Annotated in this window: 14 protein-coding genes and 2 pseudogenes; 8 read left to right on the top strand and 8 right to left on the bottom strand. The window is 68.5% G+C overall.

From position 1 onward, the window contains the following. Positions 1 to 20 precede the first annotated feature (20 nt). Genes IE140_RS14340 through IE140_RS14330 form a run of 3 tightly spaced genes read left to right on the top strand, consistent with a single transcriptional unit; the run spans position 21 to position 2525 of the window. Entirely contained in the window at positions 21 to 392 is a 372-nt protein-coding gene (locus IE140_RS14340) for a cupin domain-containing protein (RefSeq protein WP_229826784.1), read from the top strand. After that, on the top strand, positions 373 to 1452 hold the full coding sequence (locus IE140_RS14335) for an ROK family protein (RefSeq protein ID WP_189460417.1): 1080 nt from the start codon (positions 373 to 375) through the stop codon (positions 1450 to 1452). The genes IE140_RS14340 and IE140_RS14335 overlap by 20 nt, the downstream gene beginning before the upstream one ends. After that, positions 1452 to 2525, top strand: coding sequence for an SDR family oxidoreductase (locus IE140_RS14330; RefSeq protein ID WP_150197591.1), 1074 nt, complete (start codon positions 1452 to 1454; stop codon positions 2523 to 2525). The genes IE140_RS14335 and IE140_RS14330 overlap by 1 nt, the downstream gene beginning before the upstream one ends. Positions 2526 to 2855: 330 nt before the next feature. Here IE140_RS14330 and IE140_RS14325 read toward each other — a convergent pair whose 3' ends face one another. The 8 genes and pseudogenes from IE140_RS14325 to IE140_RS14295 form a co-directional block, all read right to left on the bottom strand. After that, entirely contained in the window at positions 2856 to 3791 is a 936-nt protein-coding gene (locus tag IE140_RS14325; protein ID WP_268252767.1) for a serine/threonine-protein kinase, read from the bottom strand. Further along, entirely contained in the window at positions 3788 to 3961 is a 174-nt protein-coding gene (locus IE140_RS14320) for a hypothetical protein (RefSeq protein WP_167533579.1), read from the bottom strand. Before IE140_RS14320 ends, IE140_RS14325 begins: the two co-directional genes overlap by 4 nt. Further along, positions 3943 to 4506 (bottom strand): LppU/SCO3897 family protein, encoded by a 564-nt coding sequence (locus tag IE140_RS14315; protein ID WP_150197589.1) that lies wholly within the window; start codon positions 4504 to 4506, stop codon positions 3943 to 3945. Before IE140_RS14315 ends, IE140_RS14320 begins: the two co-directional genes overlap by 19 nt. After that, positions 4506 to 5648 (bottom strand): serine/threonine-protein kinase, encoded by a 1143-nt coding sequence (locus tag IE140_RS14310; RefSeq protein WP_167533578.1) that lies wholly within the window; start codon positions 5646 to 5648, stop codon positions 4506 to 4508. Before IE140_RS14310 ends, IE140_RS14315 begins: the two co-directional genes overlap by 1 nt. Before the next feature lie 319 nt (positions 5649 to 5967). Next, positions 5968 to 6212, bottom strand: a pseudogene (locus tag IE140_RS14305) (transposase); the annotation flags it as partial. A gap of 453 nt (positions 6213 to 6665) precedes the next feature. Continuing rightward, on the bottom strand, positions 6666 to 7985 hold the full coding sequence (locus IE140_RS14300; RefSeq protein ID WP_229826783.1) for a phytase: 1320 nt from the start codon (positions 7983 to 7985) through the stop codon (positions 6666 to 6668). A 258-nt stretch (positions 7986 to 8243) separates the two neighbouring features. After that, positions 8244 to 8638 (bottom strand): annotated as a pseudogene (locus IE140_RS36745) (IS110 family transposase); the annotation flags it as partial. A gap of 1024 nt (positions 8639 to 9662) precedes the next feature. Then, a complete protein-coding gene (locus IE140_RS14295; RefSeq protein WP_308438377.1) occupies positions 9663 to 10949 on the bottom strand; it encodes a cellulase family glycosylhydrolase in 1287 nt (428 codons plus the stop codon). A gap of 582 nt (positions 10950 to 11531) precedes the next feature. Between IE140_RS14295 and IE140_RS14290 the strand changes: the two genes are divergently transcribed. The 5 genes from IE140_RS14290 to IE140_RS14275 all read left to right on the top strand — a co-directional run bounded on the left by IE140_RS14290 (position 11532) and on the right by IE140_RS14275 (position 17329). After that, the gene (locus tag IE140_RS14290) at positions 11532 to 12974 is read left to right on the top strand and encodes a glycoside hydrolase 5 family protein (protein WP_189460415.1); all 1443 of its coding nucleotides are present in this window, start codon (positions 11532 to 11534) and stop codon (positions 12972 to 12974) included. Continuing rightward, positions 12857 to 13117, top strand: coding sequence for a cellulose binding domain-containing protein (locus IE140_RS36595; RefSeq protein WP_373296170.1), 261 nt, complete (start codon positions 12857 to 12859; stop codon positions 13115 to 13117). Before IE140_RS14290 ends, IE140_RS36595 begins: the two co-directional genes overlap by 118 nt. 234 nt (positions 13118 to 13351) lie before the next feature. Beyond that, a complete protein-coding gene (locus IE140_RS14285; RefSeq protein ID WP_229826782.1) occupies positions 13352 to 14317 on the top strand; it encodes an ROK family protein in 966 nt (321 codons plus the stop codon). A gap of 103 nt (positions 14318 to 14420) precedes the next feature. Continuing rightward, the gene (gene manA / locus IE140_RS14280) at positions 14421 to 15614 is read left to right on the top strand and encodes a mannose-6-phosphate isomerase, class I (RefSeq protein ID WP_150197370.1); all 1194 of its coding nucleotides are present in this window, start codon (positions 14421 to 14423) and stop codon (positions 15612 to 15614) included. Between the two features lie 398 nt (positions 15615 to 16012). Then, positions 16013 to 17329, top strand: coding sequence for a cellulase family glycosylhydrolase (locus IE140_RS14275; protein ID WP_150197371.1), 1317 nt, complete (start codon positions 16013 to 16015; stop codon positions 17327 to 17329). Positions 17330 to 17561 lie beyond the last annotated feature (232 nt).

The following is a 17561-nucleotide window of genomic DNA, read 5'->3' as shown; positions in this document are numbered from 1 at the left end:
CCGGGACCACGCGCCCCCTCGTGAACCTGCGCAACCTGCTGTCCCCGAAACCGCATGACCACGGCGGGGCGGGGACGATCCTCGCCCACCGGCTCTTCGCCCGCGGCGAAGGGGCCGGCGCCGACTTCATCGACCTGGCCGTCCTGCCGCCGGGGACGTCCATAGGGCGGCATCGGCACGGTCACGACCGCGAGACGTACGTCGTGCTCAGCGGGAGCGGCGTGATGCACCGGGACGGGGAGGCGTTCCGGGTGGAGGCCGGGGACGTCATCCCCAACGAGCCCTTCGGCGAGCACGGTCTGAGCAATGACACGGACACGGAACTGGCGCTGCTCGTCTTCGAGGTGGCGGCGTACAAGAGGGAGGACATCGATGGCGATCCCGCCCGGTGACCCGACGGTGACGGAGACCGGCGAGGCCGTGACCGTGATGGATGTCGGGGGGACGACCCTGCGCGTCGGCACGTTCGACCCCCGGAGCGGACGCCTCTCCGACGTGCGCAGGATGCCGGTGGACGGCATGGCCCGCCACCCGGACGCTCCCGTGCCGGTGCTCCAGCGGCAGGTGGTCGACCAGATCGTGCGCGAGGCGGAACGGCGGGCCGAGGCGCGCCCCGGCACCGCACCGGCCGCCCCGCCCGCCCTGGCCGTCGCCTTCGCCGGCCCGGTCGCCCGGGACGGGACCGTCCTGGGTGCCCCCACGGTGTGGGGCGCGGGCGGCAAACCCGTCCCCCTCCGGGAGGACCTGAGCGCCCGGCTGTCCGTGCCGGTGCTCGTCGTCAACGACCTCACGGCGGCCGCCTGGCGGTACGGGACGGAGAGCCCGGTCCCTTTCTGTCTCCTGACGATCAGCTCCGGCATCGGGAACAAGGTCTTCCGCGACGGCGACGTGCTCCTCGACATCGAGGGGTACGGCGGGGAACTCGGCCACTGGACCTGTGACCGCTCACCCGACGCCCCGCTATGCGACTGCGGGGGGCGCGGGCACCTGGGGGCGATCGCCTCGGGGCGGGGCGTCCTCGCCGCGGTACGCCGGGCGGCGGCCTCCGACCCGACGGGGTACGCCCGCTCGGCACCGGCTCGCGCGGGGGCCGCCGATCCGCGCTTCCTCGGCAATCCGGAGATCGCTCGGGCCGTACGGGACGGGGATCCGTTCACGACGGCCGTGCTGCGCTCCACCCTCGTTCACCTGGCGGCCGCGGTGGGCGGGGTGTTCGCGTCGATCGGGATCCGCCGGTACGTCCTGATGGGAGGTTTCGCCCTCGCGATCGGCGAGCGCTACCGGGTACTGCTGGTGGAGGAGCTCGTCCGGCAGGGCTGCTTCGGGCTGACGGCCGCCCAGGTCGACGCCATGGTCGTCCTCGGCGAGGACGACGACGACCACGGGCTGATCGGGGTGGGCCGAATCATGGGCAGCCGTCTCGCGGCCCACCGGGAGAAGGTGACCCTCTGATGCCGACGGGTACGGAGAACACGCCGCCCGGCACGGCTCGCCGGGCGCTCGTGGTCGGCAGCGGCTTCGTCGGCTCCGAGATCGCCCGCCGGCTCGTCGTCGAGGGCCATCAGGTGACGCTCGGCTCACGAGGACGGCCCACGGTCGCACCCGAGGACTACGGGGCGCGGTGGCAGTCGCTGGACGCCACGGACGCGAGCGCCTGCGACCGGGCGGTGGCAACGGTCGCGCCCCGCACGGTCGTCCTGGTCCACGGGCCGTCCGACGTCACCTGGTGCGAGGCGCATCCCGAGGAGGCGGCCGCGGCGCACCGGGCGGCGACGGCCCACTTCGCCGCGGTACCGGGCCTGGACCGCATCGTGATGATCTCGACGGACAACGTGTTCGACGGCAGTGGGGCCGAAAACGTCGAGTCCACCCCGACCGCACCCGCCAACGCGTACGGGGCGGCGAAGCGCGCCGCCGAGGAGGTGCTGCTGTCCGGGGCGGCCTCCCCGGCGACAGCCCTGCGCGTCAGCCTCGTCTACGGCCACGAGCCCGCGGGCGGCGAGAAGTGGCTGAACTTCTTCGCGTCCTGCGCCCACCGCCTGGCCCGGGGCGAACCGGTGGAGGCACCGGACGACCAGTGGACCACGCCGGTCCTCGTGGACGACGTCGCCAGGGTGGTCGCCCGCCTCCTCTCGCACGACGGCGGCCTTCCGCCCGTACTGCACCTGGGCGGCCCCGAACGCGTCTCCCGGGCGGCCTGGGCCCGGGAGATCGCCCGCGCCCTGGGCGCCCCGACAGCCCTGGTGCGTCCGGTCCCGAGAGCGGCGGGCCGCTACGCCTCCAGACCGCAGAACACCTGCCTGTCCAGCACACTGCTCCCCACCGTGCCCGGAATGAACGCGGTCCCTCTTCAGGGCGTGGCAACGGCGGCCGAGGCCTTGGCGTCACGGTTCCTCCGGTCCGGGTCTACGGCCTCCGCCGCCCCGACATGCACGGCCGCCTCATCGCTGGTTCCGGGGAAGGGAGCGCATGCCTCCCCCGAACCCGAACGTCGCTACCGATTCCGAGGCGGGCAGGATGCCTGACTGCAAGCTCGGAGATTCCCTGGACGGCTATGACGACGCAGTCGTGAGGATGCCGCCGCCAGTCGTGTTCCGTTCTCAACCCGACAGTTACGTGATGCTCAGGACGCCCGAGCAGCATCGGGCATGAGAGCAGTCGGTCCGTCAGTCGAGCGGTCTCGAGATCGTCGCCGGCAACCTGGCCGGGGTGGCGTCCGAGACCGGATGTTCGCACGGCGAGACCGGCCACAGCGACGACTGCGGTACAGGCAGAACATCATGTCCGTCTTGCTACGCACGCTCGCCTCCGCCACGCGAGCACCCTGACGAGGAGAATGATCGGCCGGACAGCTTCTACGGGGAGAGGGCGCTCACGATGGCCATGACAAGGAGAATAAGCGTGAGCAGGCCTCCGGCTCCGAGGACGATCAGCGCGGTGAGGTTGGAGACAAGACTGACGGCGGCCTTCCAGCCCTGTGGCGTCAGTCCCGCGATCCGCTGAGTTCGTTCGTGGCCAGGTGCCGGCAGATCGGGGGCGTGCTGGTCCCTGAGCTGTTCCCCTTCGTTCTCGTAGTCGGATATCAGGGCGATCCAGCTCTCGGGCGGTTCGGCCGGGCCGGTTCGGAACGGCCGGTGCGCGGCTTCACATTCCTCGGCCAGGACGCGCAGTTCCGCCGGGGTGGGCCGGTCGGCCGCGTCGGGGGCCAGGCACGCTTCCGCGAGCGGACGGAGCGCGGCGGGAAGGTCGCTGAGATCGACCGTCGCGCGGGATACGAGTGCCAGGAGGCGCACCGGGTCGCCGGTGTCGGGGTAGAGGGGACGACCGGCTACCAGAGTGTTGAGTGTGGCGCCCAGGGCCCAGATGTCGCAGGCGGCTGTGGCAGGTTGCCCGCGTGCTTGTTCGGGAGCGATGTAGGCGACGGTGCCGAGGGTGACACGGGTGCGGGTCAGGTCGGTGGCATGTGAGATGCCGAAGTCGATGAGTCGTATCCCCTGGGAGGTCAGCAGGATGTTGTGCGGTTTCAGATCGCGGTGGATCACGCCGGTGGAGTGCAGTGCTTCCAGGGCGGTGGCGCAGTCGGCGACGATGCGGGCCGCGGCCGCGGGATGGGCGGTCCCGCGGTGTGCCACGAGGTCGGCCAGGGAAGGTGCCGCGACGTACTCCGTCGCGAACCAGGGCAGCGGGGCGTGCGGGTCCGCGTCGAACACGCGAGCTGTTCGGGGTCCGGCTGCGCGTCTGGCCATCTTGACCTCGCGGGCGAACCGGGCCCGGTCCGCATCGGCCGTCAGGCCCTCGACCAGAAGAGTTTGACGGCATAGAGGCCTTCGTTCCCGTTCCGGTTCGCGAGGTAGACGCGGCCCATGCCGCCCGCGCCGATGCGTCCGAGAAGCTGGTACGGGCCCAGCGAGGTGGGGTCTGCCCGGTGCAGCGGACGCAGGATCAGGTGGTCGTCAGGCACAGGATCCGCCCCCGTTCGGGAAACGTGTAGCGGACCTGTGTCTGTGGCGGGCAGGTCGTATCGGACAGTCCGTACTTCAGCACGCGCAGGACTGCGAGGGTGTCCGGGGCCGTATCCGAGCACTGAACGGTCGTGGCGAAGACGGTCGCGTTTCTGAGCGGCATGACCTCGGTGAGGACTGCGGGGTCGGGCTCGGCGCCGATCACGCACTCGCCCGGGTGGAAGAGCCGTTCGAGGCAGAGGCCGACGGTGGCCGCGTGGCTGGACCGGGTCCAGGTCACCGCCGCGTAGGGGGCTCCGCAGCGATCCGGCACCCCCTTGCCGGTGGATGCGACGACGCGCCAGTGGGCACCGGGTGCGGCGCAGTGCGTGGTTTCGGGTGAGGGGGCGAGCCAGCGTCCGTCGGGGTCGAGGCCGGTCCGGACGCAGTCGCCGGTCCTGATGTCGGCAAAGGCACGGTCGACCGGTCCGGGCTGTTCGGCCTGCCGGTTCTGGTAGTAGCCGTACGCCAGTCCGCCGCCCAGCAACAGGAGCGCGGACGCCATCAGCCCTTGTACGGACCGAACGAAGACGCGCTCACGACGGCTCCTTGATGCCGTGGGGCGATCGCCAGGCTGCGGCGTGTCGTCCTCGGGGAGACGGGCAGGCGCGCCGTGCGTTCGACGGCGGTCTCTGCGGGGCGGGCCGCTGGGCGGCCTGGAGGCGGCGCGGGTCGCTGCGGTGTCGCGGGCCGATCGGGCCCGGTGGCTGCGGCGCGCGGATCGGCCGCGAGCTCGCGGCCTTGGCGTGCGTAGGCCTCGATGATCACGGTCCAGGGACGGGGCAGCCAGCCTTCCGGACTCGCCAGTGTGGGCATCTCGGCCAGTTCGGTGGTGAGGCTGTCCTGCAGTTCCTCGGCTGTCGGCCGGTCCCCGGGCCTCAGGGCGAGGCACTTGCGCACCACCGGGGCGAGTTCGCCGGGCAGGCCCGTCAGGTCAAGGTCCGCCTCCGCCACGTACGTGAGCAGGGTCAGCATCTCCATACCCGCCGGGTACGGAGCGCGGCCGACGACGAGGTGGAAGAGGGTCGCCCCCAGGGAGTAGATGTCCGACGCTGCCGTCGAAGGCTCGCCGCGCGCCTGCTCCGGTGAAGTGAAGGCCACCGTCCCCAGAGTCAGTTGTGTACGTGTCAGGTCAGCCGCGTGGGAGATGCCGAAGTCGATCAGCCGTGGTCCGCTCAGAGGCAGCAGCAGATTCTGCGGCTTCACGTCCCTGTGCACGATTCCGTCCCGGTGGAGCTCCGCGATCGCTTCCACAGCTCCGCGCGTCACCCACCGGGCCGCTGTGCCGGCCAGCGTTCCTGCTTCTGAGACCAGCCGCGCCAACGAGGGTGCCGGAATGTATTCGGTGGCCAGCCAAGGCCGTTCAGCTTCGGCGTCCGCTCCCAGCACGCGTGCGGTGTGTAAACCTTCCGCCCGCCGGGCCACCTTCACTTCGCGGGCGAAGCGCCTCCGGTCGACGGCGCTGACTTCAGCCTGTGCCAGGGGAGACTTGACGGCCACCAGCATGCCGTCGGTGAGTGAACGGCCCAGGTAGACCCGCCCCATGCCACCGGCCGCCAGGCGGCCGATCAACGGGAAGCGGCCGAGCCGGACCGGATCATCGTCCTCCAAGGGCTGGATGTCCGCTCCGCTCGGCAGCTCCCCCACCTGAAGTTCCTTTCGGCAACCACGTGTCATGAGCACGGACATGAGACTCTACCCACGAACGGCCCGGAACTGGTGGCGTTCACCCACAACAGGGGATCCCCGACCTGACCCCGTGCCGAGCGCTGCCGTGGTCGGTAGAGCCTCTGCCGTGCCGGCCCCGGTGCGGTGCGTCCGCACACGGGGGAGGTCACGGGCGTCCGGGAGGCTCTAGTGATCGGTTCCCCCACGGCTCCACCCACAGGCGGAGCATGCTGTCCGTCTCGTTGCTCACGCGCGTTTTCGTTACGTCAGCACCCTGACGATCAGCATGATCTGAGGGCACACCCGCCTTGGACCAGATCAGGAACCGGCGACGCGCGGCCGACTCCGATCTCCCGAAGCAGGACGGAAGAGCCCACCAGGCTCAGCCGGACACCAGCACATGGATGATCGCGGCGAACAACGTCGCACCAGGCATGTCCTGAGCCCCACCACCTGCGGCCGCACTCGTGAGGGTGGGACCAGCGGCTTCGCGATCTCCCGCAACCCATCCGGAACAATCCAACTCCTCGTACCCCGCCCCATGACGTACTCAAAGACCGCCTCACCACATAGGACACGGTCGGAGAACCTGCTCAGGTGCGCTCCCCGACACATGCCCGCACCGGTTGTTCGCCGCGATGTGCCAGCCCGCGGCGCAGGTCGTCGCCGGTCACGACCCCGGCAAGCCGTTCGGGGACGCTTACCGCCGCCCCCGAGGGAGTTCCGCCAGCCGGGCACGAGGGTTCTGCTGCTCGTCGGGGGCCGTGAGAAGGAACACGTCACTCAGCTCGCTGGGATCAGACTGGACTACCCATCGAGCGGGTCGCTGACGGCGCGCCCCTCCTGGTGGAGGGGCGCGCCGCTGCGTGAAGCCCGACGGACCGTTCGTCAGCGAAGGCCCTTACACGGGCCCTCCTGCTGCCATGTGCCCGTTGGTGGACCTGGTGGCGTTGGTGCGGGTGTCACGAGCCGTGCGGTACGAGTCGAGGGGTGAGGTCAGTCCGTATCGCGGGGGTCGAAGGAGTCGGTGTCGACCGTGAGGGGCTCGGGGAAGGCGTCGGCGACGGCGTCCCAGCGGGTGAACTTGAAGTTGGTGCCCTCGCGGTCGCCGTCGGTCGGGGTGGCCTCGCCGTCGTGGGTGATCAGCATGCCCTTGGGGAAGGACCGGCCCAGGGGCACGTTGACGACGGTGGAGCCGTCGGAGTGCTGCACGCCGTCGGTCGCGGGGCCGTCGCCGACCGCGAAGGAGCCGAGGTAGTCGTTGTCCCCGTCGCGCTCGTACACGGCGAAGGTGTCGTCGCCCTGGCTGGAGGCCAGGACGTAGCCCTCGCCGTCCTCGGCGTGGTAGACGGTGACGCCCTCCGCGTCGGCGCTCAGGTGGTCACCGCCGAAGCCGGGGTCGTTCTCCGTGTCGAGGACGCACTCCTCCTCCGCCGGGTCGTACGTCCACGGCGTGCCGTACTCGCGGACGCGGTCGATCAGCTCGGGGTCCTCGAACTCCTCGTCGTCGAGCTCGATCCGCCACAGGCCCACGGCCTCCTGCGCGGCGTACAGGACGTGCTCCTCCTGGTCGACGGCCATGCCCTCGACCTGCGGGTTCTCCCCGGGGTCGGCGCACGGGGCCCAGTCGGTGCCGTCGGGCAGGGCGAAAGTGCCGGGCAGGTCGAGGGTGTCCTCGGTCCCGTAGCCGACGAGTCCGTCGCGGTCCTCCAGCTGCAACAGCCGCAGGCGGGTCTCCTCACGCTGGGAGACCACCACGTAGGCGTCGTCGTCATCCTTGAAGGCGGACAGGCCGTAGGACGTGCGCTGGTCGTCCACCTCCGTCTCGTTGGCGGCGAAGACCGGCGCCACGTCGGGGGCGGTGACGTCCTTCAGCGGCGGCTTGCCGGCCGCGACGGCGGCCGGGTCGATGGCGAACGCGCGGACGCGGTCGCGGCCCCGGTCGCTGACGAGGGCGAGGTCGGTCGGCTCGCCGTCGAGGTTGAAACCGTAGACGATGTCGACGTTGTTGAAGCGGCCGGGCTTGGCGTCCTCGTGCGGGGCCTGGGGTGCCGCTATGTGCTGCAGGCGCCGGCCGTTGAGTCCGTAGACGTCGAGGCCAGCCTCCTTCAGGGTGCCGATGACGATGCTGCGGCCGGGATTCGTCGGGTCGACCCAGACGGCCGGGTCGTCGGCGTCGGCGCTGCCGCCGGCCTCGTCGTCGTACACCACCGGGGTCTCCACTGTGGCCGCGACGGTCACCGGGGCCACGGGGCCGGTGGCCAGGACGAACGCGGTGGCGACTGAAGTCAGGCTGCTGAGAGCGAAGGCGCTCACGATACTCCTTGGTAGGAATGCGGACGCTGAGAACGCTATGGAAGGTGCACGAAGGAGTGACGACGCGATCATGAACGCGACATGATGTCGTGGTTCGGCGTGTCTGCATACTGGACACCGCCGGCCGGGCGGTCCATGGCGCGGGCGCCACAGGCGGAAAGCTCTTGACTGGGCCGGCGCCTACGCAGAGCCCGACTCCCCCTCTTCGATCGGCCGGGGTCGGCGTCGGCACCGTCTACCGTCACTTCGCCACGCCAAGGCTCCAGCCCTGACGCCGACGCCTGGCATCGAGGTCAGGACCTTCGAAAGAGGGTGGCCCTCCAGCACGCCCCTGATCCGCCGGGCCAGCAGTTTCCACTGGTCGAGCACGGCCTCAAGCGAAGCGGCCACACTGAGGACGATCATTGCCGCCTCCGCCTCCCAGGCCTGTGACGGTCTGCTCGTCCGGGGCGGCGAAGATCTCTGCGACCAGCCGCGCGGCCACCCTGGGCGCCTTCGGCCGCAGCAGGGTGACCACCCGCCGCCGGCCGGCCTCGCAGATCTGGGTCTGCGACCCGAAACGTTCCAGAGGACGGCCGTGTGCTGCAGCGGCGTCCCAGGATCCGTTCCAGCGAGGCGTGGATCTGAGTCAGCAGGCCGTGCAGCCGGTTCGTCGGAGCCCATACGGCCCCTGACACGACATGGACCGGGCCCCACCTGTCCTCACGGAATGTCACTACCGAGAAGCGGGTGGGCTGAGGCGACCAACAGCTCAGCAGCCAGTACCCCCGCCACCTCAGCGCGCCTAAGAGCACCCAGCGGAGGGCTCCACTCGGTGGCCGCCAAGCTACATGACGGACCATCAGAAATGGTGCCGTCTGTGCGTCAAACGTGCGTCACGTGCGTCGAATATGCGTCAAGATATCGCACCTAACGCACGTAACGCCCATAACGCACACTCGGAGAAACACCAGGTCAGCGGCCCTTCTCGGCAGGCTCAAGGATCGCGACACACTCGACATGGTGGGTCATCGAAAAGATGTCGGCCTGAGCGGGTCATGGAAAAGGCCAGGTCAGAACGGCTATCTCGATTCTCCGCGCAGCGTGGGTGCGCCGAGAGCGTCAAACGAGCGTCACGGCCTTGCAGGATCGTCCTTCGAGATGCCCATGTTCATCGCCGCCCCCGCTGGAACTCGGCAGTTGCTGGGCAAGGCGGCGGAAACCACGCTGTGGCAGTCATGGCTGCGCGGGGCTGGTGCAGCAACGACATCTGTCCGGTCGGCGTCCTTGGCCAGGGCAGACCACCGAAGCCAGCAGCGACCTGATCGTGCCTGACCCATATCTTCGGTCGAGCATTCCGTAGCGGAGACGCTTCGACCCGGTCCGCGCAGCGGCCAGGGGACGGTTACGACACGGCAAGAGGTCCTGACGGCGGCTCAACGGCCGCCGCCAGGACCTCGTCGTTCAGTGCGGATATCCGTGGCGGGCCACTCCGGCCCGGATCAGTCGGCTGCTCGTGGAGGGTGACAGCCCGGTTCCTGAGAACGGGCTGCCACCACGACCTGCTCGCAGAGCCCTCACGCGGGCGGCAGAGTCCGCCGGGCCGACGGTCGACGGCGGGATGCCTGCGCGAGGAGGCCGTCTATCAGTCTGCTGACCGGCCGGCCAAGTTCGAGCCCCACGCACGCGCGGCTGCTGTCAGCTGTCCGCGCTGCTGCCGGCCACGACGCAGGACCGGCTGTTCTCCCAGCCCCAACCGTCACCGTCGGGGTCGGACGAACTTCCGCTGGCGCAGTACGGGTATCCGTTGGGCGCGGTGCCGCTGCCCGTGCCGCCGCCGGTGTCGGCGCTGCCGCCCGGGACGACGCAGGACCGGCTGTTCTCCCAGCCCCAACCGTCACCGTCGGGGTCGGACGAACTTCCGCCGGCGCAGTACGGGTATCCGTTGGGCGCGGTGCCGCTGCCCGTGTCGCCCCCGCCGCCCGGCTCGCCTCCGCCGCCGTAGATGGAGGCGGTCTCGGAGGTAGCGGTGATGCCGTTGGCCCCGTTGATGAAGCGGTTGCCCCAGCTCGTCAGGGAGTTCGGGTCGAATCCGTTGGCCATGTCGAGGTACTCGACGCCGCTGCCGTTGCCGCTCCAGGACCAGCCGATGTAGCCCACGCCCAGCGACTGGGCGGTTGCCATGATGGCGTCCTCGTCCGGGTTACCGTCGCTGTGCGCGTCGCCGAACTCGCCCACGACGATGGGCAGTCGGTTGTTGACGAAGTGGTTGAGGTAGTCCTGCACCTCGGCGGCCGTGTCGTACACGCCGTACATGTGGATCGAGAAGATGGTGTTGCGGTCGGGGTCGGACGCGAATACCGAGGCAGCGTTGGCCCTCATCGTTCCGGACCAGTCCTGGCCCCAGTTGGGGGCGTCGACCATCAGGGCGTGGTTGAGTCCGGCGCTCCGCAGCTTACTGATCGCGTTCTTGGTGGCACCGGTCCAGGCAGAGGCGTTCGTGTTGCCGTACGGCTCGTTGCCGATGTTGACGACGACGTAGTCCTCCTGCCCCTGCAGTGCGCTCTTCACGCTGATCCAGTAGTCGGCGGCCTTGTCCAGGGTGGTGGCGGCGCCGTCCTCTCCGTAGCCGGTGGTGTCGTGAACCTCCAGCACACAGATGACCTTGTTGGCTTTGCACTGCCCGATGAGCCCGGAGACCTGGGAGGCACTGGTCTTCGTCCACCGGTCACCGCTTCCGAGGACGACGCGGACGGTGTTGGCACCCTTGGCCGCTATGTCGGCTATGGCGGTCGTCTGCTCGGGGTACCAGGTGTAGGCGTGGTTGATCCCGCGCATGACGAACTCGTTGCCGTTTGCCTCGACCACCCGTCCGTCGCTGACACGGATGCCGGTGGGTGCGGCCTGGGCCTCGCCGACGGAGGGACCGACGAGCGATCCCAGCAGGCCCAGTGCGGCGGCGAACGCCATGCCTGCTGTCGTCATCAGGGTACTCCTCGGCTTTCGCATCTTTTCTCCTCGGGTTCGCATGCGGGTGCGTGGACAGGTGGAGCGGGACGAGGCCGTAGGACGGGCAACACGCATCTGACAACGATGTCTGCCTGCCTTTGGGCGCGCTTGGTGGGCGCCGGGTGCACCGCGGCGCGGGTGGCACCGTGGGCAGGCTTCGCCGGAGTCGTGATGGTGGGGGTAGCGCCGGGCAACTGACGTCGTCCAGCGGCGACTTCGGCCAGATGTGGCTCGAACGAGTCGTCGCCACACCATGAGGCACCGGGTGTTACGTCCCTGTCAATAGCGGGTTCGCGATCCGTCCACCACGCGCAAAACACCTTGCAGAGCTAAACCGCTAAACCTCCTGGCCAGCGCCGCTTCGAACCGGACAGTGTCATCCACCAGGGAAAACATGACTCGTCCGATTGATTGACAGTCATGCGGCACCGTCTTACGTTCCTGCTCGATAAACCGGTACAGGGGTGGAGTCAACCTCGTCGAGCCGCCGAGGCCAGCTCGCCCATCCGTCAGCCTTCCCGAGGCTGCGGCCCGCTCCCTTCGGACGAAAGAGACGCGATGCGTACCTACCCCCACGCTCGGACCAGGCGTCCATGGCCTCTGACATTCCTGTTCCTGGCCGCCCTGGCGGGCATCTGTCTGACACTCGTGCGCCCCGTCCCGGCATCGGCCGCCGCGGACTCCTTCGCGACGCGTTGCGGTATCCGCTTCTGCCTGGACGGCGAGGAGTACTACTTCGCCGGGGCCAACGCGTACGACCTGTTCGCCTTCGGTTCGGGCTCCGGCGACACGGAGACGGAGTACATGGACAAGGCGCGCATCGACGCCCACTTCGCACGCATGCGTGACGACGGTGTCGATGTCGTCCGGCTCTGGATGTTCAGTCACGATGACTGGCACGGCTTAGAGAAGGCCGAGGGGGTGTACAACGAGCAGCAGTTCGCCCAGTTCGACTACATCATCGAGTCCGCCCGAACCCACGGGTTGCGACTCATGCCGGTGTTCGAGAACTACTGGGAGGCGTACGGCGGCATCGACACCCGCCTCCGATGGGAGGGCCTGTCCGGCGGACAGCCGGCCCGCGCCGCCTTCTTCGACAAGAAGCGCTGCCCCGGATGCTTCACCTCGTACAAGAACTACGTGAGCTACGCCCTGAACCGGACGAACCACTACTCCGGTGTCAAGTACAAGGACGACCCGACGATCTTCGCGTGGGATTTGATGAACGAGCCGCGCTACGAGGCCCAGAGTCCGGAAGAAGACGTCGAAGGGAACACTCTGCGGGCCTGGGTTGACGAGATGGGCGCCTTCATAAAGAAGATCGACCCGAACCATCTCCTAGGCGCCGGCATCGAGGGGCACGGCACGCAGTACGGGTTCGGCGGCAACGAGGGAAACCCCTTCGTCCACCTTCAGCAGTCGCCGTACCTGGACTTCACCTCAGCGCATCCGTATCCGACCGAGCACTGGGCCGACCTGACACTCGAAGAGACGAAGCAGCTGATCCGGGCCTGGATCAGCGACTCGCACGACAAGGTCGGCAAACCGTTCTTCATGGGCGAGTTCAACGTCCACAACGTCGACCGCGCCGCCTGGTGGAGCGAGATCTACGACGACTTCGAGGCAGCAGGCGGCGACGGCAGCGCCTTCTGGTGGTACCAGGACCGAGAGATAGACGGAAAGTTCGGCGTCTCGCAGGGTGACCCCGAGCTCACGGTCTTCCGCGAGCACTCCGCTCACATGGCCATCAAGAGCGGCCGCACACCACCCGCCGCTCCCTCCCCCACGCCGACCCCCACCACGTCGCCCACGGCCGCCACCCCATGCGAGGTCACCTATCAGCTGTCCGACTGGGGGGGCCCACGTTCAATGCGGACGTCACCATCCACAACACCGGCACCACCGCGGTCGACCGCTGGGAGCTGTCGTTCCACTTCCCCGGCGACCAGGCCATCACCCAGATCTGGAACGCAACCCGAACCCGGGACGGCCGGAGCGTGACCGTGACCCACCCCACCGACTACAACACATCCATCGCTCCCCGCTCCAGCGTGAACTTCGGCTTCAGCGGTACCTCACAGACCGGCACCAACGGCGCTCCGGCGACCTTCACTCTGAACGGCACAGCGTGCACATCTGCCTGACCCGCCCCGAACACCTCGCCGGCTCCACAGCCGAGCGCGCTTGAGCCGCGGAGGGCCTTCCTGTGCCGTGTGCCGACGGATGCCGTCGATACACGGCATGAGCGCGTCGCTCCAAACGTATCCACGTTACTAAACCTTGACCTTAACTAAACCGGAGACTAGACAACGTTGTCAGAAGCGGTCAGAGTGTCCTCCGAAATGACGAAGCAGCTCCCCTCACGAAAGGTGTGCGACGTGACGGTGTACGGAGCACTGGACATCGGCGGCACGAAGATCGCCGGAGCGCTAGTGGACGACGCGGGCACTGTGTTGGTGCGCGCACAGCGGCCGACGCCAGCGCAGAAGTCCGCCGAGGAACTCATGGGGGCGGTGGTCTCGGTCGTCGACGAACTGACGGCCCATCCGGTGTGGGATGAGATGGTCTGCCTCGGCATCGCCAGCGCGGGCCCGGTCGACACCGCCGCGGGCACGGTCAGCCCGGTCAACATTCCGGCCTGGCGGCACTTTCCGCTGGTCGACAAATTGGCCGCCCACCCTCGACTGCCGGTGGGACTGAGGCCGGTCCTGGTCGGGGACGCCGTGGCGATGGCTGCGGCGGAGCACTGGTTGGGCGCGGCGCGGGGTTTCGAGAACGCGCTGTGCATGGTGGTGTCCACCGGGGTCGGTGGCGGCCTGGTCCTCAACGGCCGGCTCCATACCGGCCGGACGGGGAACGCCGGCCACATCGGGCACATCACGGTCGATCTCGACGGTTCGCTGTGCCCGTGCGGTGCGCCCGGCTGCGTCGAGGGCTTCGCGAGCGGTACGGCGATAGCCGCGCACGCGCAGGCGGCCGGGTGGTCCGCGCCGGCCGGGGTGGCTCCGACCGCGGCTGCCGTCGCGGATGCGGCGCGTGCTGGGAACCCGCAGGCGCTGGGTGCCTACGAGCGGGCGGCCCAGGCACTGGCAGCGGCCATTTCGGCGTCGGCGGCGCTCGTCGAACTCGATGTCGTGGTGATCGGTGGCGGCGTGGCACAGGCCGGCGACACGCTGTTCGCTCCCTTGCGGCGGCGCATGGCCGACTACACGGTCCTCGACTTCACACGAGGGCTGCCCGTCGTGCCGGCTCTCCTCGCTCTGGACGCCGGGCTCATAGGGGCGGCTGCCGTCGCCTCCTCGCAGCTCGGAACCACCGCGCTGGCGGCAGGGACACGCTCGTAGCGCGTTTCCTCGTGTCGTCAATCCGTAGCCCGTACAGCAACGCCAGAGGGGCGCACCGCGACCGTGAGGTCGGGCCGGTGGCTCCCCCGAGAGGGACCAACGCATGGACCGCATGATCAATACCGTTCGTCACTACAGTTGGGGCTCCGCCACAGCCATTCCAGAACTGGCCGGAGTCGAACCGGATGGCACTCCGCAGGCCGAGCTGTGGATGGGGGCCCACCCGGCGGCTCCATCCCTGGTCCGGCGGCGAGGGGAGCCTCAGCCCCTCGACCGGGTCATCGAGGAGCGACCCGAAACCGAGCTGGGTAAGCCGGTTCTTCGACGCTTCGGCCCTCGCCTCCCGTTCCTGCTCAAGCTGCTGGCTGCTGAGGCACCGCTCTCGCTCCAGGTGCACCCGGACCTGGCCGGGGCCGCCGCCGGCTTCAAGCGGGAAAACGGGCAAGGGGTCCCCCTCGACGCCCCTCACCGCAACTATCGCGATGACAATCACAAGCCTGAGATGATCGTCGCCCTCGGCTCGTTCGAGGGACTCTGCGGATTTCGTACAGCGCGGGACTGTGCCGGACTCCTGAGTGCATTGCACCTCGACGACATGGATCAGTACTGCGTGACGCTGCGTTCGGTGCCGGAGGAATCCGCGCTTCACCAGGTTTTCTCCGCGTTTCTGGCTGAGGGGCCCACGCTCGTGGACGACGTCACGCGGGCCGTGGCACGCGAGGCACGCACCGTCGGCCCGTACCAAGCCGCTTTCGCAGGCTACGACTCCATCGCACGGGCGCACCCCTCTGACTCCGGGCTGCTGCCGGCATTGATGCTCAACCATTTCCGGCTCGCTCCCGGCGAAGGACTGTTCCTCGGGGCCGGAATCCCGCATGCCTACATACGGGGCCTGGGAGTGGAAGTCATGGCGGGTTCGGACAACGTGCTGCGTTGCGGGCTGACTTCCAAGCACGTGGACTCCGAGGAACTCCTCCGTGTGATTTCCTTCTCGGCCACTCGCGTACACGCCCTGCGGCCCACCACTACGGACAGCGGCGAGGAAGTGTTCGCCACCCCCGTCGACGACTTCCGACTGTCCGTCGTGCGGCCCGGCCCCCACCGGGAAGCCGTAACGCTTGACTTCGCTGCCCCGCAGATCCTTCTCTGCACAGCCGGCACGGTCTCCGTCATCGGTCCGGAAGGCGAGATCGCGCTGCCCGCCGGCAGCTCCGTATACGCGCCCGCCGGCGAGCCCGTGACGGTGGCCGGGAATGGGACCGTCTACCGTGCCACCGTGGACGTGAGCTTCCCATGACTTACAGTCAGGGACTTCTTGCCGATTAAACCGGAGCTAAACTTAATCTTTTTGACCTTATCGGTTGCCACTCCGTACGCCCGCCTCTAATGTCGTTCCAAGTCGCCAAATAAAAGGCGACGCACCCACGCTTATCAGCACTTCGAGCGAACTGCTGATGGGTGTTCTCTGGTTATCCAGTACCTCGTCGGCCGGTGAGAGCCGCAATGACTTTCCGGCCGGCGGGGACTCATCCGCCCGGACTGCATCCCTTAATGCAGCATGCGATGCGGAAGCCTCGTTCGTTGCGCCTTCGAAGCACAGTTCGGGGCGGAGGAAACCGCCATTCACGGCAGGCGTGACGCCCCGTCCGGAGATCCGTTCCGGGCCGCGTGCACGCCACCACATGGGAGCGAGACATGAGGAAGATCTTGGCCACCGCAGCGGGAGCGCTGCTGGCTGTCACGGCCGCCGTGCTCACGGCACCCTCCGCGGCTCAGGCCGCAGGGGCACCTACGGGGTTCCACGTCAGCGACGGCCGCCTGGTCGACGCGAACGGCAACGACTTCGTCCTGCGCGGGGTCAATCACGCGCACACCTGGTACACGGCCAGGACACCGCAGGCGCTCAAGGACATCAAGGCGCTCGGCGCCAACTCGGTTCGCGTGGTGCTGAGCACAGGCGACCAGTGGACCAGGAACGACACTGCGGATGTCGCAGCCGTCGTCGAACAATGCAAGGCCAGCCGCCTGATCTGCGTTCTTGAGGCCCACGACACTACGGGGTACGGCGAGGCCGGTGCCGCCGTCTCGCTCTCCCGCGCGGTGGACTACTGGAAGGGAATCAAAAGCGCGGTCGAGGGGCAGGAAAAGCACATAATCCTGAACCTGGGCAACGAACCGTACGGAAACACGGGATACGAGAACTGGACCTCCGGAACCGCCGACGCTATCAAGAACATGCGGATCGCAGGATTCAAGCACACCATCATGGTGGACGCCCCCAACTGGGGCCAGGACTGGTCCGGAACCATGCGGAGCAACGCAGCCGGCGTATTCGCAGCCGACCCCGACAAGAACACGGTCTTTTCGATCCACATGTACGGCGTCTACGACACGGCCGCCGAGGTTCAGGACTATTTGAACGGGTTCGTTGCACAGAAACTTCCGATTGTCGTCGGTGAATTCGGCGACGCGCACTCGGACGGCAACCCGGACGAGGACGCGATCATGGCGGCTGCCCAGCAGTTGGGAATCGGCTACATGGGTTGGTCCTGGAGTGGAAACGGCGGCGGGGTCGAGTACCTGGACCTGGCCACCGACTTCGACGCAGGCCGCCTGACCACGTGGGGCGACCGTTTCTTCAACGGGCCCGACGGGATCAAGGAGACCGCACGCGAAGCCACGGTGTACAAGAGCGGCGCCTGCGAGGTGGCCTACAGGCTCAGCGACTGGGGAAGCGGTTTCAACGCCGACGTCACGATCCGCAACACCAGTAGCACCGCGATCAAGGGCTGGCAGCTCCGCTTCGTCTTCCCGGGTGACCAGAAGGCCGACTCCGCGTGGAACGCCGTGCTGAGCCAGGACGGTTCGACGGTCGAGGCCACGAACACGCCCTGGACGGAGAACATCCCGGCAGGCGGCTCGGTGAACTTCGGCCTCAACGGCTCCTCCCCCACGGCCAACGGTGTTCCTGGCACCTTCGTCCTCAACGGCGTCCCCTGCACCAAGGGCTGACCCGTCGAAGGCAGCGCCGCCCGCAGAACCCTGGGCGAAAGCGAGCCTCCCTGGCGCCGACGCGAACGCGGCCTCCCCGCGCGGGAAAGCACCATGGCCTCCCCGCCGATCCGCGCGAGGAGGCCGCAGTGCAGCCCTCCGCAGCATGCCAGTCACAACCGGAGGGCCCTTCTCAACAAGCCAGGTCACAGATCGTGGCCTCAAAGGCAGTGGGCGGGATGGCGGAGCAACC

It is taken from the genome of Streptomyces parvus (genome assembly GCF_014648875.1).
Lineage (GTDB): Bacteria > Actinomycetota > Actinomycetes > Streptomycetales > Streptomycetaceae > Streptomyces > Streptomyces parvus.
This window is presented reverse-complemented; position numbering and strand designations above follow the sequence as displayed.

What these genes read in the sequence shown, in the direction of transcription:
- IE140_RS14330 (WP_150197591.1), top strand. Translation starts at nt 1,452, where the DNA reads ATGCCGACGGGTACGGAGAACACGCCGCCCGGCACGGCTCGCCGGGCG.
- IE140_RS14275 (WP_150197371.1), top strand. Translation starts at nt 16,013, where the DNA reads ATGAGGAAGATCTTGGCCACCGCAGCGGGAGCGCTGCTGGCTGTCACG.
- IE140_RS14295 (WP_308438377.1), bottom strand. Translation starts at nt 10,949, where the DNA reads ATGACGACAGCAGGCATGGCGTTCGCCGCCGCACTGGGCCTGCTGGGA.
- manA (WP_150197370.1), top strand. Translation starts at nt 14,421, where the DNA reads ATGGACCGCATGATCAATACCGTTCGTCACTACAGTTGGGGCTCCGCC.
- IE140_RS14335 (WP_189460417.1), top strand. Translation starts at nt 373, where the DNA reads ATGGCGATCCCGCCCGGTGACCCGACGGTGACGGAGACCGGCGAGGCC.
- IE140_RS14315 (WP_150197589.1), bottom strand. Translation starts at nt 4,506, where the DNA reads ATGGCGTCCGCGCTCCTGTTGCTGGGCGGCGGACTGGCGTACGGCTAC.
- IE140_RS14290 (WP_189460415.1), top strand. Translation starts at nt 11,532, where the DNA reads ATGCGTACCTACCCCCACGCTCGGACCAGGCGTCCATGGCCTCTGACA.